The sequence below is a fragment of the Spirosoma litoris genome (genome assembly GCF_054776755.1).
The window spans coordinates 83,721-100,963 of the sequence record NZ_BAAHBI010000046.1 but is presented as its reverse complement, the minus strand read 5'-3'; the positions used below and the strand labels follow the sequence as shown (position 1 = coordinate 100,963).

The window sequence follows — 17,243 nt, the reverse complement described above, 5'->3', positions numbered from 1 at the left end:
ATTGGTTCATGGTACACGAAGTTAAAAAAGTTTCGTGTCCGGATTTTTAGGACCATATCAATCTTTTTTCTGACGCTTAATTTCTTCTGCTATATCACTGTAACGCTCCTCCGCAAAACTTTCCCAACCTTTAAATCTGGATCTGCCTATTGTGAACATCTTTCTCTGATTTAGAAAATATTTTCTTGATACTGATGGCTTAGCCGTAAATAGAACAAGAGAGTAAGCCAAAGCCGTTCGGGGCCTTCGCATCGAATCACTCTACTTTAATTTGACGGTGTATGTTAACCTAAGAGCTGTTAACTATTCATTTGGAGGAATTAAGATAAGAATGATAGTTCTACTGAACTATCATTCTTATAGAAGGACTAACGTTCTTTACGAACTCCCTTAAACGGGGTGCCGTCCTGTTTCACGTCCATGAAACGACCGGTGTTCGTATCGCGTTTGACCCATTGCTCCGTGGTCGGGTTGAACGTTTGTGAGCGTTCACGAACGGCACCGATACGGCCGTTACCCGGTTCTCCATTTTTTGCCATGATGTTTAGCTTATTAGGATTGATGGCCTATTTCATACTGAGGCAGCCAACGCCAGCCCAAGAAGCCGATAACAAAGTCATTACTGAGCTGTTATCTTTGCACTTTGTGAATCTCACGCAAGCTAATTGGCTTGCTCCTCCGCTGCAATGGATTTCGAGTTTCCCAAAGCACACCGAAGTTGGCTCCAGCCGCTTCGGTTTTCTTTTGGCCGTAGCCAATATCATTAAACCTTTATTGGAATGTCAATTACCGGTTGCAGTTGTTCTAATTGAGTAGCGTACTTTCTAACAACTTGATTATACAAATCCCCAATACGAGTTGCTTCAACTGTGATTACAAGTGCGTATTGAATTTCCTGCGTTCTTGTATCGTTGTGACCTTCTAATCTAGCGTTGTAGTGAATGTCAAAGACAGGTTCGTTTAACGAAGTTCCTCGGAATTGGTTTTCCGCATGCAGACAATTCTCCCACTTCCAAGCATCTCGTCTCAACTCTTCTTCTGTCTGATATGCTTTTTGTGATTTGCTAAAGAAAGGTTTAGTCTGTGCATGAAGCGGCTCCACCTCTCCTTCTGCTACTTTTCGTTTGGTGGTTTTGCTTGGCCTAAAGGTGATATCAATGCCGCTTCGCGTATAGTTGCCAGAGTGGTGAGGGTCAACATTTGTAGCGTAGCACAAAGTGGCTTTGATTTTAATCATTCCTTGTAGATCACCACTGGGAAGTGGTATAGGAGCCCGAATGAACTTTGAAGCAGTAAGCCGTCCTTGAAACACAACCCTCATCAAATGATCTTCGCAGACAGTAATATCATCAAGGCTACGAGCGACTCTACCCCAACCAATTTCTGTTTTAGAAATAGGAGCATTCTCTGCAGAATGGATGAGTAAGGTCCTGATAGCAAGTTCAGATAGTGAATTGCCGAAATGCGCACGTATACCAGCACCTAGCCTTAGTACACTTGGCGATGAAAAGCTTGTACCGCCTGTTGGTGCTAATTTGAATCCATTGCCTGCATCAAGAACAAGAAAGGGTCGTTGGAGTGAACCTCCAAAATCAACTAAATCCGGTTTAATTAGGCCAGGGCTACGGCCTGGACCAACCGAACTATATGACGCTCTTTGCCAATTTTTGTCAGGTACATCACAAGCGCCTATGCTCAAAGCATTGACACAGTCCGAAGGAACTTGAACGCGGTTTAAATTCTCTTGTGCATCGCCCTCTCCGTCATTGCCAACGGCAACGGTTAAAAGCGTAGTTCCATCTGATAAGTGTTCATCTAAAACGGCAGTCCAAGCATGTATCTCGTCATCTTCGATAGGTAAGCGAGGACCTAAACTTAGATTCACAAAATCGTAATTTTTCTGTTTTAATACATTCGTAATTCGATCCAACACTTCGTACAATTCGTAGTAGTTTTCACCAGGTACGTTATCAAGTACTCGGTAATGATCGACGTTGGCATAGGGTTTATTAAGTGGCGCTTTGGGGTCAATATGTCCGAACAAAAAGGCTAATGTTACTCCTACACCGTGTTCATATAAGTCTGGTGTGGCCGGTCCCAGCCCCGGCGCTTCGTAGGAATTTGCCCACTTACAAATAGGGTGATTCTTCGGAATGCCACCATCAAAAATAGCCACCTTAACCGTAGGATCGACTGGACCAGTATCTGGTAGTTTAATCCGTACACTATTTTCAGTGCCTGCAGATCGAATGGTTGGCCTAAGCAGTCGTAGAGTGGGCATTTCCCTAACTACTCGAACTAAGCTAAACTGAGCTATATCGATGGCAGCCTGAGTTGGTGCTTCAAGCTCTAAAAAGCAGAGCCCTCCAGCGTAAAATCTCCTTTGAAAGTTTCCATCTAATTCATGATTAAGTAGATAACTACGAAACTTATTCAGGATACCACCTTCAGAATTTTCCTCATTTGAATGAAGAACCACCTCATAAACCGTTTGAGGCTTTTGACTTTTGATTTCTTTTATTTTATTAGCGGGCGTTGGGAAAGCGATCTCCTCAATTTGAATAATCTGAATTGAGCCGTAACCTTCTTCAACCCACTCAGGTAGCTCACTTGCCCACTTACTGAATACATTTCGCTTACCACGTACGAAAAGTTCAGTCGTGACTGACTCTTGTGGTTGTCTTGATTTGCTACGCTTTTCAGGAAGTATCTTACGTGACCTGCTTCCAACAGCATCAAGGCCAACTGTACGTAATAACTCCGAAGGATGGTACGTCTTGGCTATGTACTCTGGGTTCAGAGTGATAGTGGCAATTGCATAATCATCAGGACAGGCATCATCAGGTAGTTGTTTAATCCCTTCAACAACTTTATCCAGCATAGGTTGTAGACGAGCTTTAGCTTCAGCAAACGTATATGGAGCGGCTTTAGTTACCGGCCCAGATGGAATCCGAATCTGTTCCGTTAATCGCTCTCCTTTTCCGAGAAGAAAATTTCTTTTTGCCATTGGTGTGGAGGTTTATTATTCTTATTTCTTTGGACTCATGCTTTTTCGAATCGTTTCACGAGCTAATCCCGTTAATTCATGTGCTTGCCTTTGAGACATTATTCCATGCTGTATCAGATTACGAGCGATTTCTAATTTTTGATCTTTACTTAAAAAAGTACCGTTAGATACTAAGTCTTTCAGTTTGTCTTCTAAGGGGTGGTCATCAATTGCCGCAGATTTTCTGACCAGAGAGAGTTGTCGTTCTATTTCGCTGAATGAGTTGCCAACGAAGATGTATGATAAAATTTTTGACCAAGCTTGATGATTAATTAGATGGTCTTTCAACAGGACATTGACTTGTTGTTCTATTAATGGTTGTGAGGGATTACTAAATTCTAAAACGATTTCGAACCGTCTCCAAATTGCCGGATCCAGTAGATCAGGGTGATTTGTAGCTGCAATAAGCAATCCCGAAGAAGGCCAGTCATCAATTTCCTGCAACAGCACTGTAACAAGCCGCTTTAACTCTCCAATTTCGCTATTATCATCCCGGCGCTTTGCAATAGCATCCAACTCATCGATCAGCAGTACACAATCTGTATTTTTTGCATAATCGAGGACAAACCTTATGTTGTTGCCAGTGCGTCCCAAGTAGCTACTCATAACGGCAGTTAGATCCAGAATAAGCAATGGCTTATCAAGTTTGGATGCAATCCATTTAGCGGCTAAGGTTTTTCCTACACCAGGGGGGCCAGTTAATAGCAGTGATTTGGTTGGCTGCAAGCCATGTTTCAGTAATGCAGAGGTGTTGCTCCGTTCAGATATCGTTTGATCTAAAAGTTTTTGTATTGCCTCAGGCAATACGGGATCGTATTCAAGCTGCTCTTTCTCAACTCTGAGAAGTTGCAGGCGAGAATCTACATCTACTGGTAATGCTGATTCGGCCTGCTTACGAAGAGGAGTGGCTCGGGTTGGAGACTCCTGCAGAAGTTTGATTAGAGCATCTGTTAGTTCAGGGTACGATGATTTAAGCCTCTTGGAGGCTCGGTGAATGATCAGTTGAATATCTTGCTGTCTACCAGTAAGAGCAATTCGCGCTAACTGTAAAAAGTCGTTACTTATATCATTGTTCTTTGGCTGCATAATGAATTTAATGCGGAAGAATTCCTGTAATTAATCTGTTGAGTCTTCCAAAAATGTAGTAAATCGTGATATATAAGCAATATAAATGGGAGATTTTTTGTTATAAAATTTGCTAGCTCTTCCATGTTATGTAGGGCAATGAAAGCATCAAGTCCATTAATATTTATTTAAAGCTTTATTGGCTAACCTTTTACATGGGGAAGACAACATCTACAGAATAGAATTAGTTATTTTAATTGCCAATATTGTATACTAACGCTGTGGATATTGAACTATTTGCCTCTTGGCAACATAAAAAGGGCCGGAGGTAACATTCCCCCGACCCAATAAGCCGAGGGAACCATCCGCCCGGCTCTGACAAAACCAAGTAGCCAATAACCTTGTTGAATAATCCTCCGCTGAATAAATTAATTAATAGGCCTGTAAATTTTGTTTCCTATTTGTTACTATATCTTAATAAGTCACTGATAGACAATTGATTAAGGCAATATTTTGTACCCGCTCCTGGTACTTAGTAAGCCTCTAATTAGCTGTTTGGCTCGTTAGAGGCTTTTTATTTTTAGTTTATCCAGTAAGTTTCGGCAGTTCCGTTTTGATCCATTCTGCGACAGCAGCCCCACACCTTCTTACAGTCAGAGGAGTGCCCCGAAATCCAAACGATTGAGTTTGCGTATAGTCTCCTGACACACCTCAGATACTCGCTGAATTTTGTGTTTTTATCCTTCTTCGCTTTGATAGACTACTTTTTAGCGTCATGTTTGCTTTTAGTTAATATAGATATTGTTAATTAAGTATATTGTTATCTATATAGTATGCGAATTGTATATTTACTTATACTAGTAGGTGTTTTTCTAGTATTCTATTTAAGCTGGGAACCTCATAAAGACTTAAAGTTTGTCTGGTTTATTCCCAACTGGTTAGCTAATTGGACTGACTCGCACGAAAATGAGGACCTCCGAACGGCTGTCCCTTTTGTATTTTTAGGCCTATTGACTGGTTTTTTACCGGGTCACTCCCGACCTGTTTACTGGTGGGCGTTAGGATGGGTAGCGTTGGTTGGGGTTGTGATTGTGGCTGAAGCAGGACAACTGTTAATAGCTACTCGTTATTTTAGTTGGGCGGATATTGGCTGGGGCGCTTTGGGTGCTTTGGCTGGTTTAATGATGGCTGCTGCCTTTTGGTCAATAAAGACCTCTCGCTAGATTTTAAATGAAGGATGGGTAAAGATTATTTCCTGCGTTATCAACGCCTAATAAATAGAAAAACTACATAAATAGAATTGTTAATTCTATGAAAAGTACTCTCCACACCCTATCATCAAAGCCTAAACAAGATTCTCGAAATTCAATTATTGACTTAATAAGAATAATAGCCGCTTTTGGTGTGATATTTATCCATGTCCATACGGAGAGTAACACTGCAGAAAATGTTTCGTTTTTTTTCTTGAAATTATGCGTGCCATTCTTTTTCACCACGTCATTAGTTTACTTTGTCCAAAGCCTTGATGTTACTATAAGTGTCAAGACCATTATTGGTAAAATTTGGAAGAGAATCGGTATACCATTTTTAACCTGGACAGTTATCTACTTAGGGCTCAGGACGGCAAAATATCTGATTACAGGGAGTAGTACTAAATTTACAATAAACTTACTAGTTCGGGCATTTTTGTATGGAGAGAGTAGCGAACAAATGTATTATTTGCCCGAGTTAATAATTATGCAATTTAGTGTACTAGGTATTTTTTTGCTCGTTACTAGAATTAATCGCTCAATTGGCTTGTACCTATTAATTTTTTCGATTGTCTATCTGTACTGGGGCTATATTCATAATTATTATGGGGTTACTTCTTTATCTCATTTTTTAGTTTATATAATAGCCGCTTTCTATTTAAACCCAGCACCTAAGGCATCAATAAAGAAATGGATGGGGATTATAGTAGGGATTATCTTCATTAGTATAGCGACCTCTAAAATAACCCACCTTGAATTGCCCGTACTTACAAACGTTATCAGTGATTTACCAATTGGTGGCTTGGGGCTGCTACTTATTGGAATCAATATGCCAGCAATTCAATTGCCCGCATGGATAAAAACGCTTAGCGTAACAAGCTATGGCATATATCTAAGCCATGTTGTGTTTTTAGAGTTTATGGAGTCTTTTTTTGATAAATTTAATATGAAAATAATTTACAACTTTCCTTCGAAAGTTGTATTAAGTTTTTTAGTATTTATTGTCTGTGTAGCTTTTGTTTTGATAGTAAAAAGAGTAACTATCTTAAACCTTATTTTGTTAGGAGAAAATAAGGTTTAAGATAGTTACTCTTTAATTCTTTAATTGCCGCAAGTTATAAATCGACTATTAAGCCAGACGTAGCCAATCCTTATTCTCATCCGTTTTAGTTTGCTTGTAGGTTGTTATAAGCGTTTGCACCTGAGCAAAATTTTTGATATAAACTTCCTCGTAAACTAGCAACTTAAGTCGCTTACTAGGGTCAATCCAATCTAATTGATCTTCACTTAAATTGACCCTCAGATTCGATTGTCCGTTAGGTTGATCGGCCGCCAAAACATCCAGATGGTTTTTGAGCGTCTGAATCCGGCTTTTAACCTGAGCTGCTGCTGGAATAGGCAAGTGATACCAGAATTGGGATGAGGGAGCTTGTGTGTCGAGTTGCTTTATTTTGGCTTCAATCGGGAAACTCTCATCGATCTGCAACAACAGCAAATCGGTTTCAAACTGGAAGCGCACCAGGGTTGAATAAATAGACTGTCTTGCCAGATGGGCTAATATTAAAGTTGGATCCTGTTCGGTACCTGTTTCAATATTACGAAAAACCTGCCAGCGCTGTTTGCCTCTGACTTTACAGATTTGATCGATAGGTATCCACATATCGTTACTTAGGGACTCCAGACCTCGTTCGTAGGATCGGCGTTTTAAGTAATAGTCACGAGCACGTTGGTAAGGGTCTTTAATTGTATAGTCGGGGTAAGGAGATTGTCGAGATAGAAATGAATCAGGATGAATGAATCGCTCGGGAATAGCGCCGTATTGTTTGTATTTTTTCATTGGTGGTGGGTGTTATTAAAAAGAGGTATTTAGCTAGGCAGTCGCTCTTTGCCATCCTCAAGAATAGGTGAAGAATGAAGCATAAGAGAGGCCGTTAAAAGAGACCAGATATTATTCTGATGTACTCGTAGGTAGGGATAGACAGATTACAACCCTATGAGCTTTAGTAAGCTGCCGCTAATACCTAGTAATTAGTAGGAGGGCAAAACGTACGATGAATTACGGAGGAGATGTAATTCTTGTTTGCCAGAATAGCAGTAAATAGCCGGGCATCAACGAGATGCCTTTTATTGATAGTAGAGTTCATTACAAGTTCAGTTCGGTAGGTAGTTTACTAATTTATATGTTATTGAAATACGTGTTAATATTATTTTGAATAATGAGTCTTTGTGGAGTCATTATTGTGAGCGCAATATATTGATTTTCAGTTATATATGCCAACGAATAACTATAGATAAGGAAACACTTTTTTTTACGCTCATAATGTATGCCCAGTTCCTAAGTCTTCTTCTAATTTCTCGGCCGAATCCTTGATGGCTTCTTCTACCGAGTGGGATTGGCGTAGGTCGGAGGCTTGTTTGGTTATTTCGGCCATTGTTTGATAGTGCTTTTGGAGAACCTGAAGTTCTTCTTCGGTTAGATTCTCGACTGATACCAGCCGATTACTTGCCCCCTTGGTGGCGGCTATCAATTCATTGAGCTTCAACTGGACAGACATCGAATCTTTATTTTGCGCTTTTTGAATCAAAAAGACCATCAGAAACGTAACAATTGTAGTCCCCGTGTTGATCACTAACTGCCATGTCTCCGAATAATGAAAAATAGGACCAGTTATAGCCCAGATAATAACGGTAAGGAAGGCTATAATAAAAGCGGCTGAGCTGCCGGTTGCTTTCGTGACCGCTGATGCGAATCGTTCAAAAATACCTTTTGAGGTAGAGGTTGCTGAGTCTGTTTGATGCGTTTCCATATAGCTGTGCTTACTGTGAACAGATAGAACCAATGGCAACAGATAAAGTTGGTTAACACGCTCAGTTTAATAAGTCATTAATCTTTTGTACCAACAGTAATGGGCCCTATAATTAACCTGGTTTCAGCCGGATAATAACTTTCGAAGCTTACTGAGAACGGTTTATCATTTTTGCTAAATTCCTTCTTGTACATTTTACTTTGATTCGTATATTTGAAACCGTTGATAAATGCGAATAGCATATAAACTGTTCATAATGAATGCTTTTGTATTGCTTTTGTCTGGTTTGTTAGCGTATTCATCCACCCTTTTTCTAATCGATTGTTCACCTTTTTCTGTCATTCGGCCCCTCCTTAACCGGATTGGTCATGAAGGACACGTGCTCCATGAAAGTTTCGCCTTTGCAACCGTTTCAAATCGTGTATTCATTGCTGGATCACGAGTTTCTGGGCTATCTGATCGAAGCTTTCGTTGTACAACGGAATAGCAAAGGCGAATTGACGCTTCAAAATCAGACACTATCGACTCAAAACGTTGGTGAATTTGCCAAAGGCCTGGATGAACGGGATTTTGAACTGGTTAAGCTCATCGATAGTATCCAGCAAGATACTATTGTCAAAAAGTTTAATACGCGTAAACTGCCTGCCGTAGATTTTTTTCTAAAAATCTACGATTCGCAAAAAGGGGATAAACTGATTCAGGAAGCTATTGGCGCATATCTGGAAACTATAAAGGCCCAGATAATGGGTCTGCTTCCTGGCAAGCCTTTTTATATTATGGGCAACGATGGTAACCCCGCCTGGCAAGCCATCAACTGGATGCCCGAACCGGCAAGGGTCCATTTTCACTTTGTACGCAACAGTGACTCGACCCATTATTTTCCCATTATTCGTTATCCTATTGGGCCACGTCAGAATGGGACTGGAGAGGGGAATAATACCAGCGAGACAGAACGGGTCGAGTTTCAGTTTAAAGATGCACTGATGATTTGCGATGAGCCAGCTTATATGATGGTTGGAAATCGACTCTATCATTTTAGCAAAAATGTGGATGGTAAAAAACTGAGACCGTTCTTTAATAAAAATCACATTATTATTCCGCGAAATCTTGAACAGCAGTATTACGAACGCTTTGTGGCGCAGTTAATTGCCTCTTACGACGTATATCCAAAAGGGTTCGAAATTAGGTCTGAAGCGATGGTTGCTGTCCCAGTTTTGACCGTCTCGGAAGTAGTGCAGGCAAACCGGCCTGTGCCCGCAACACTGTTTCCGACAGATACGAACGAAGTGGATACGCTTACGCCCGAAGATGAACACAGTCAGCAAATCATGTTTGATCTGGCATTTCAATACGGCGATTTTACGTTCCGTTTCGACAATTTTGGCCCGTCGGCAAATGTGAGTTTAGAGAAGAAAAACGATGACTATATTTTTCACAAAATTCGCCGGGATCAGCGCCTGGAGCGTCAAAAACTAGCTTTCCTGCGCGATACGGGGCTAGATCTTCGTCATGGGCGATTGGCTCTTCCTAAATTAGAGGCTTTTACGTGGTTATCGAATCATGGTCGGCAACTAGAGGAGTCGGGCTTTTTACTCCGGCAAGACGCGCAAAATACAAAACGGTATTTTCTAGGCTATTCGAGTATCGATGTCTCGATTCAGGAAAGCCGCGACTGGTTTGATATCTATGCCAATGTGCGATTTGGTGAGTTTGAAATCCCATTTCTGAAACTGCGGAAACTGATTTTGAATAAAAAGCGTGAGTTCACGCTGCCTAACGGCGAAGTGGCCGTTATTCCCGATGCCTGGTTCACAAAGTATTCTGAACTGTTCGGGTTTCTGGAACATATTGATGATGGCGATGAGCGCTTAGTGCTACAAAAGCATCATCTCGCTTTGGTACAGGAACTGGAGAACGATAATCTGGCAACAACCGTAATCAGTCGAAAACTTGAGCGGCTGCGCGATTTTGAAGAGATTGAACACTTTCCGTTACCGAAGCAATTTAACGGCACGCTACGGCCCTATCAGCAGGCGGGCTATGATTGGATGAACTTCCTGCGTCAATATCGTTTTGGTGGGTGTTTGGCTGATGATATGGGTTTGGGAAAAACAGTCATGACACTGGCCATGTTGCAGGGACAAAAGGAAGCGGGAATTCTAGAGCCTAGCCTGTTGGTTATGCCTACGTCTTTGCTGTATAACTGGGAGCTCGAAGCGCGTAAGTTTACCCCCGATCTGCGCATTATGGTCTATACGGGCACGTATCGGGATAAGAACACAGCCCAATTTGACGATTACGATTTGATCTTAACGTCGTATGGTATTGTCAGAATCGATATTGATCTGTTGAGTAATTATCGATTCAACTATGTTATTCTGGATGAGTCGCAGGCGATTAAAAACCCATCATCCCACATAACAAAAGCTGTTAGACAACTCAACACTGCGTATCGACTTATCCTGACCGGAACTCCGCTCGAAAACAGCACCCTGGATCTTTGGTCGCAGATGTCGTTTATCAATCCGGGTCTGCTGGGCAGTCAATCGTTTTTTCGGAATGAATTTCAGATTCCTATTGAGAAACGCCACGACGATGCGAAGACGGGAAGGCTATACAGCCTAATCAAGCCGTTTATGCTTCGTCGGAATAAAGCGCAGGTTGCCACCGATTTGCCCGAAAAGGTAGAAAGCGTACTTTATTGCGAAATGACGCCCGATCAGGAAACGCAGTATGAAGAAGCAAAATCGTACTATCGGAACCTGATTCTGGAACACATTGAAGAGGAAGGTATGGCTAAATCGCAGATGATCGTGTTGCAGGGCCTGACCAAACTTCGGCAGATTGCCAACCACCCGCGTATGGTTGATGCCGATTACGAAGGCGACTCAGGCAAGTTAGATGATGTGCTCATGCGGCTGGAAAGTGCCATGACTGAAAATCATAAGGTGTTGGTGTTCAGTCAATTTATCAAACATCTCAATGTAGTTCAGCACTATCTGAAAGAAAAAAATATCAAATACGCTTATCTGGATGGTTCGACCACTGACCGACAGGGCCAGGTTGAACTGTTTCAGAAAGACGATTCGGTGAAACTGTTTTTGATTTCCTTAAAAGCAGGCGGCTTGGGACATAACTTGACAGCAGCCGATTATGTGTTCATTCTCGACCCTTGGTGGAATCCGGCTATTGAAGCCCAGGCTGTTGACAGGGCCCACCGAATTGGCCAGCAAAAAACGGTGTTTACGTACAAATTTATTGCCAAGAACACCGTCGAAGAAAAAATTCTGTCGTTGCAGCGGGCTAAACAACAACTCGCCGGAAGCCTGATTTCGACGGAAGAAACCTTCATGAAATCGCTGACTCGAGAAGATATTATGGTGTTGCTGGAATAAGCGTAAAAACAAAATCCGGAATTATGCGGGACACTATTGGTTGATGTTAGTTATCTGTCTGATAATCTATCATTCGCGATTAATTAACTTAACGTATGAACGTCAAAAGCATATTCGGCATAATTCTGACACTGCTTGGCCTGGGTGGCCTGATTTACGGCGGTATGGATTTTACAAAAGGAGGAGTGGCCCAAGCTTCGTTTGTTTACCTTATTCTAGGCGGAGTTTTCTTCTTTGCTGGTATCAGCCTGATTCGCGGTACAAAGGCATAAAAATAGTCGATAGTCAATAGCCGCCAGTTAATGACGTTGGCGGCAATGACTATCGACTTATCGTAAATACACCCCCGTCCGTTCTTCGTCGCTTAACACAACATCAACGTGTTCGCTTAGGGTTGTGCTTAATTCATAGCCTTTATAGTCGGCAGCCACTGGATAGCGAGGGTGGTTGCGATCAATTAAAACGGCCACTTGTAGTTTCCGGATGGGAACTGTCAGAAAAGGTTGTAGACTGAAGGCTAGCGTCCGGCCCGTATAGAGTACATCGTCAATAACGATGACCGTTTTGTCAGTAAGATCAGTGGCAGAGGGATCGTAACTGACGGCAGGTTGGGCCAGCTGCGATTTGTTTAAATGGAGTTTAATTAACTCGACAGAAAAAGGCGCTATTGTTCGCAATTCACGTGCCAATGCTTCGGCCAGTATGTATCCTTCCCCCGAAATACCTGCCAATAGGAGGGCGGTTTCTTCAAAGTTATTCTCGTAAATCTGAAAGGCTATCCGTCTGATTTTCTGATGGATCTGCTCTCTGTTGAGGATAAGCGTGGGCTGGGCGGTATTCATGCACAAATCTGAAAAGCGAATTAGAGTTGCAAAGATGGTAAAAAAGACGCTAGTCCGCGAAATAACTAGTAGAGTTGGTTAGTTGGCACAATTTTCGCCATTAGTCGTACCAAATAGTCTCTTTTTAACCAATCATGCACACAATTATCAGTTTTATTTTTGGTCTGTTTGTCTGGATACTTCCAGGCAAATCGCCTACAGAGGCCGATATTACACAGACCGTGGGTATATCGTTACGTAATGGGGATGCCAGCCAGTTATCCGCTCGTTTTGCCAAAACGATTGAGTTGGTTATTGACGCCGAAAAAGTTGAATTTCCGGCAGTTCAGGCAACTCATGCCGAATTGATTTTACGCTCCTTCTTTCGGAAATATCCTCCGCATAAATTCCAGTTTGTATACCGGGGTTCATCCGACCGATTACGCTACAGTACCGGAAATTACGAAACAGGCGACCAGACATTTTCGGTTTACGTTCTCATGCGCCAAACCCCCGATCATGGCTATGCCATTAATGCCCTGCACTTTAGAAAAGAATAAGCTGGGAATGTATGATATATGATGTAAGAGGTATCACAAAATGCTGTATGTACTATATCATATATCATACATTCTACATCATACATCATAAATCCCCCGTATCTTTGCGCTTTCATGTAGAGGTACTATGATTGTTAAGACTAAAAAGTACGCATTAGACCAAAAAACGTACATCAATATCGCCCTACGCCAATGGGTGAAAGAGAATTGGAAATGGGGATTTGTACCCCTGGCGCTGATTCTGCTGAATGTTGTTCTGAGCCTGACGAAAGTCTATCCCAACTATTGGATTTACATCGTGGTTGTTTTGCTGACGATTTTGTACGTCCTGTTCTGGGCTGTTCAGATTACGGGTATTGCTCAGATGGAGCAAAGCAAGGCGCTATTTCAGAAGTATGTTTATGAAATTGACAGCCGCCAGATCCTGATGCGGATCAATGCCAAAGAAGGCGGCATTTTAAAATGGAGTCAGATTGAAAGCGTTGTAAAAGACAAAGAAGCGTATATTCTTTTTCTGGATAATGCCGAGGCTATGGCTAACGTAAAGGCAAACTGGCTGGCTAAAACGGTTACAAAAGGTTTATCGAAAGCGCAATTTCTATATCTGCCATTTAACATATTTACCAGCGAGAATGATCTGCGGTTTACAGACGCCCTGCTGAAGCGGAAAGGATTGCTACCTGGTAGTGTTCCGGCAGAAACAGTAAAGTAGACTTATTCTCTTCGGGAACATAGGGCCACAAAAAGCACAGAATAAGCCGTTGATGCGGTTCGCTCTGTGCTTTTTGTGGTTTTTGGTATTATGTAATCGAATAAACGAATGACTTTCAAAAATATACGGGCAGGTGTGGTGCAGGCTACGCCAGCTCTATTTGATTTAGAGAAGAGTGTCGATCTTGTGATCGACTGGATTGAAAAAGCGGCTCAAGAAGGTTGCCAATTGCTCCTATTTCCAGAATCGTTTATTCCCTGCTATCCGCGCGGACTAACGTTCGACGCCATCGTTGGCCGACGAACGGATAAAGGCCGCAGTGTGTGGCTGGATTACTGGGCCAATAGTTTAGAGGTAGAGTCAGCACAAACGATTCGAATACAGGAAGCTATAAAAAAGGCAAACTTGTTCGTCGCGCTGGGAGTAACCGAAAAAGAACCCATTGGGGGAACACTCCATTGCGCACTACTTTACTTTGGAAAGGATGGCCGTTTCCTGGGAAAACATCGGAAACTGAAACCCACTGGTCTGGAGCGCTACATCTGGGGTGAAAGTGATGGTAGCACCCTGGTTAGTTTTGATACCGAAGTTGGGAAAATAGGCGGACTTATCTGTTGGGAGAACTACATGCCTTTGGCCCGTACAGCCCTTTATCAGCAGGGAATTGAAATCTACTTAGCTCCAACCGCCGATGCCCGTGATTCCTGGCAATCGACCATGCAACACATTGCGCTAGAGGGCCGCTGTTTTGTATTAGCCAGTAACCAGTTTGTCAAAAAATCTGATTATCCCGATCGCTACCAGGCCGATTTAGTTGATGAGCCGGAAATTATGAGTGCGGGCGGAAGTGTCATTATCTCGCCTATGGGCGAAATCCTGGCCGGCCCGCTCTGGAATCAGGAAGGCTTGCTTATAGCTGATCTTGATTTTTCGGTACTGGCGAAAAGTAAATTGGATTTCGATTGTGTAGGGCATTATTCGCGCAATGATGTGTTCACGTTAACTGTTGCGAACCAACCTCCCATACAGAAAATTTGACGCAAAAACGGTAGGTAGGACGTATGCCATATCTTGGAGATATGGCATACGTCCTACCTACCGTTTTTGCTTACAGCCTGGGTTTATTCTTATTTCGCCTGGTTCGTGAAATCAACAACCGTCAACTCATCAATCCAGGGGCCAACAATGCCACCAAATGCTTTGTGAGCAGGATGGGGTAAATAATCGTCCCGATCTTTTACTGAATCGAAGGTTAAGATAAAGGCGTGTGTCAGCCCATGTGCGTGGGTTTCAGGGCTATTGTTTGTTCCCCACTGAAAACCTTTAATCTGGCTAATTTTCGAGGGTAATGCTTCGAAGGCAGCCACAATCTCTTTCACTTTGGCAGCCGTTGTTTCTGGCTTAAACTTAAATAGCACAATGTGCTGAACCGAATTTGTTTTCATTGTTTTTACAGGCGGATCGCTGTTAAGTGTGTGCGCGTAGGTCGTAACCGATAATAGAGTCAACGCTACTAGGGTAAGAATATGTTTCATAAGAACGGGGTTTGGATGTAAAGAAAATAAAAGTGCCACCCTACTGAGCGGCACTTTGTCTGAACCTGGATTTTTGTGATTGAACTGATTAAGCTGATTTTGATTGTAACACAGTCGATTTACAAAATCATAAAAATCAGTTTAATCAGCTAAATCCTGGTTCAGGATAATTTCGCTTTCAGATTTTCATCCAGCGCTTCGAGGAAATCTTCGGTGTTGAGGTAATGCTCACCTGCCACCAGTTTCGTACCAGCAGGGTAGGCCGAAAGGGCTAGATCTTTCGTCATTTTACCACTTTCAACGGTTTCAACGCAAACCGCTTCGAGTGCATTGGCGAAATTGATCAATTCCTCGTTACCGTCCAGTTTGCCACGGAAAGCCAGACCACGAGTCCAGGCGTAGATCGAAGCAATCGGATTGGTAGACGTTTTGTTGCCTTTTTGGTATTCGCGGTAGTGACGTGTAACTGTACCGTGAGCTGCTTCAGCTTCCATTGTGTTGCCATCTGGCGTAACCAGTACAGACGTCATCAGACCCAATGAGCCAAAGCCTTGGGCAACGGTATCCGACTGAACGTCGCCATCGTAGTTTTTACAAGCCCATACAAAGTTGCCTTCCCATTTCAGAGCCGAAGCAACCATGTCGTCGATCAAACGGTGTTCGTAATGAACGCCTTTTGCTTTGAACTCGTTTTCGTAGATTTCCTGGAAAATATCTTTGAAACGACCGTCGTATTTTTTCAGGATCGTGTTCTTGGTCGAGAGGTACAACGGCCAGCCTTTTTGCAGGGCCATGTTAAAACAAGCCTGAGCAAAGCCACGGATTGATTCGTCGACGTTGTACATACCCATCGCTACACCTGGACCTTTGAAGTTGAATACTTCATATTCCTGTACAGTTCCGTCTTCGCCTTCAAACTTCATCGTCAGCTTTCCTTTGCCCGGTACCAGGAAGTCTGTTGCCCGGTACTGATCACCGAACGCATGACGACCTACGATGATTGGCGCTTTCCAGTTTACGACTAAACGTGGTACGTTGCTCATTACAATCGGCTCACGGAAAACAGTACCGTCCAGAATATTGCGGATCGTGCCGTTTGGCGACTTCCACATCTGCTTCAGATTGAACTCTTTAACCCGGTCTTCGTCAGGTGTGATGGTAGCACATTTGATACCTACACCGTATTCTTTAATGGCATTGGCCGCATCAATCGTTACCTGGTCGTTGGTTTCATCGCGGTACTCGATACCTAGATCGTAGTACTTAATGTCAACGTCAACGTAGGGCAGAATCAGCTTATCTTTAATGAATTTCCAAATGATACGGGTCATTTCGTCGCCATCCAGTTCGACAACCGGATTTGCTACCTTAATTTTTTCCATTTGACTTGGTTATAAACGATTGAAAACGATACATAAATCTGACAGGGCGGCCTGTGCGCAGAATCATCTACGCGGTGCAAAAGTAGTGAAAAACAGCTTAACAGACTCGTAAAGCGATGGAACGTCTTTCAAATCAAAGTTGCCGGATTTATTCTGCTTACAGATTAGTTTTTATTCACCTTTTGAGAATGATCTTAACAAATGCATAGTAACGGAGCCTGTAGAAAAATAGCTTCACCTAGATGGGGTCTGGCGTTCACTATAGAAATAATTGGACTTTAACTGTCTAGTATACTTAATTTTTGATTGGTGTATTTTTTTGCTTTATATAGTGGATTCCACCATTTCCAACCTTTATACACATATTATGACTCGGCTTACAATCAAGGTCTTTTTGTTTATCAGTATCTGTACGAATGCCTATTCTCAGCTATCATTCAGTCCCGGTTCTATTATCCTTCGTAACAGTGATACTCTTAGGGGAGAAATTCGGGAACGGGGTAATCAGTTAATTGACTTTCGTACAAAGTCTGGTGCATCTAGTCAATCTTATAAGGCTGGTGAAGTTGTGAGCTATCAGGCAGATGGAATTAACCACCTGTCGGTTAGCCTGACCGAAGAAGGGGCCAGTACTACTTATTTTATGCGTGAACAAATTAATGGATACATT

General features: G+C 42.4%; 16 protein-coding genes. 8 read left to right on the top strand and 8 right to left on the bottom strand.

What is annotated here, in order from left to right; translation table 11 throughout:
- Window positions 1-368: 368 nt before the first annotated feature.
- From ACYVGR_RS27130 to ACYVGR_RS27120, 3 genes are all read right to left on the bottom strand, one after another.
- Window positions 369-539: a hypothetical protein gene (locus ACYVGR_RS27130; protein ID WP_460962724.1), complete on the bottom strand. Its 171-nt coding sequence runs from the start codon at window positions 537-539 to the stop codon at window positions 369-371.
- Between the two features lie 224 nt (window positions 540-763).
- Entirely contained in the window at window positions 764-3,007 is a 2,244-nt protein-coding gene (locus ACYVGR_RS27125) for a S8 family peptidase (protein WP_460962722.1), read from the bottom strand.
- 21 nt (window positions 3,008-3,028) lie between these two features.
- Complete coding sequence (locus ACYVGR_RS27120; protein WP_460962720.1) at window positions 3,029-4,132, bottom strand: AAA family ATPase; 1,104 nt, start codon at window positions 4,130-4,132, stop codon at window positions 3,029-3,031.
- An 812-nt stretch (window positions 4,133-4,944) separates the two neighbouring features.
- Between ACYVGR_RS27120 and ACYVGR_RS27115 the strand changes: the two genes are divergently transcribed.
- Window positions 4,945-5,334 carry a hypothetical protein gene (locus ACYVGR_RS27115; RefSeq protein ID WP_460962718.1) on the top strand — a complete coding sequence of 130 codons (390 nt, stop codon included), beginning with the start codon at window positions 4,945-4,947 and terminating at the stop codon, window positions 5,332-5,334.
- Window positions 5,335-5,422: 88 nt separating this feature from the next.
- Window positions 5,423-6,442, top strand: a complete 1,020-nt coding sequence (locus tag ACYVGR_RS27110) for an acyltransferase family protein (protein ID WP_460962716.1) — start codon at window positions 5,423-5,425, stop codon at window positions 6,440-6,442.
- A 48-nt stretch (window positions 6,443-6,490) separates the two neighbouring features.
- Here the strand turns inward: ACYVGR_RS27110 and ACYVGR_RS27105 are convergent, their stop codons facing one another.
- Entirely contained in the window at window positions 6,491-7,198 is a 708-nt protein-coding gene (locus ACYVGR_RS27105; protein WP_460962714.1) for a hypothetical protein, read from the bottom strand.
- Window positions 7,199-7,676: 478 nt separating this feature from the next.
- A complete protein-coding gene (locus tag ACYVGR_RS27100; protein WP_460962712.1) occupies window positions 7,677-8,168 on the bottom strand; it encodes a low affinity iron permease family protein in 492 nt (163 codons plus the stop codon).
- Window positions 8,169-8,554: 386 nt separating this feature from the next.
- Between ACYVGR_RS27100 and ACYVGR_RS27095 the strand changes: the two genes are divergently transcribed.
- Both ACYVGR_RS27095 and ACYVGR_RS27090 read left to right on the top strand, forming a co-directional pair.
- Entirely contained in the window at window positions 8,555-11,563 is a 3,009-nt protein-coding gene (locus tag ACYVGR_RS27095) for a DEAD/DEAH box helicase (protein WP_460962732.1), read from the top strand.
- Between the two features lie 95 nt (window positions 11,564-11,658).
- On the top strand, window positions 11,659-11,835 hold the full coding sequence (locus tag ACYVGR_RS27090) for a hypothetical protein (RefSeq protein ID WP_460962710.1): 177 nt from the start codon (window positions 11,659-11,661) through the stop codon (window positions 11,833-11,835).
- Window positions 11,836-11,892: 57 nt separating this feature from the next.
- Here the strand turns inward: ACYVGR_RS27090 and ACYVGR_RS27085 are convergent, their stop codons facing one another.
- Window positions 11,893-12,405, bottom strand: coding sequence for a phosphoribosyltransferase family protein (locus ACYVGR_RS27085; RefSeq protein ID WP_460962708.1), 513 nt, complete (start codon window positions 12,403-12,405; stop codon window positions 11,893-11,895).
- 134 nt (window positions 12,406-12,539) lie between these two features.
- Between ACYVGR_RS27085 and ACYVGR_RS27080 the strand changes: the two genes are divergently transcribed.
- The 3 genes from ACYVGR_RS27080 to ACYVGR_RS27070 all read left to right on the top strand — a co-directional run bounded on the left by ACYVGR_RS27080 (window position 12,540) and on the right by ACYVGR_RS27070 (window position 14,694).
- Window positions 12,540-12,944, top strand: a complete 405-nt coding sequence (locus ACYVGR_RS27080) for a DUF4783 domain-containing protein (protein WP_460962706.1) — start codon at window positions 12,540-12,542, stop codon at window positions 12,942-12,944.
- 127 nt (window positions 12,945-13,071) lie between these two features.
- Window positions 13,072-13,656: a YcxB family protein gene (locus tag ACYVGR_RS27075; protein ID WP_460962704.1), complete on the top strand. Its 585-nt coding sequence runs from the start codon at window positions 13,072-13,074 to the stop codon at window positions 13,654-13,656.
- A 108-nt stretch (window positions 13,657-13,764) separates the two neighbouring features.
- Window positions 13,765-14,694: a carbon-nitrogen hydrolase family protein gene (locus ACYVGR_RS27070; protein ID WP_460962702.1), complete on the top strand. Its 930-nt coding sequence runs from the start codon at window positions 13,765-13,767 to the stop codon at window positions 14,692-14,694.
- 89 nt (window positions 14,695-14,783) lie between these two features.
- On the opposite strand, the gene ACYVGR_RS27065 is transcribed toward ACYVGR_RS27070, so the two are convergent.
- Window positions 14,784-15,191: a Dabb family protein gene (locus tag ACYVGR_RS27065; protein ID WP_460962701.1), complete on the bottom strand. Its 408-nt coding sequence runs from the start codon at window positions 15,189-15,191 to the stop codon at window positions 14,784-14,786.
- Between the two features lie 161 nt (window positions 15,192-15,352).
- The gene (locus ACYVGR_RS27060; RefSeq protein WP_460962699.1) at window positions 15,353-16,573 is read right to left on the bottom strand and encodes an NADP-dependent isocitrate dehydrogenase; all 1,221 of its coding nucleotides are present in this window, start codon (window positions 16,571-16,573) and stop codon (window positions 15,353-15,355) included.
- 367 nt (window positions 16,574-16,940) lie between these two features.
- On the opposite strand from ACYVGR_RS27060, the gene ACYVGR_RS27055 reads away from it, so the two are divergent.
- Window positions 16,941-17,243, top strand: a 303-nt coding sequence (locus ACYVGR_RS27055; protein ID WP_460962697.1) for a hypothetical protein, incomplete at its 3' end; no start/stop codon positions are given.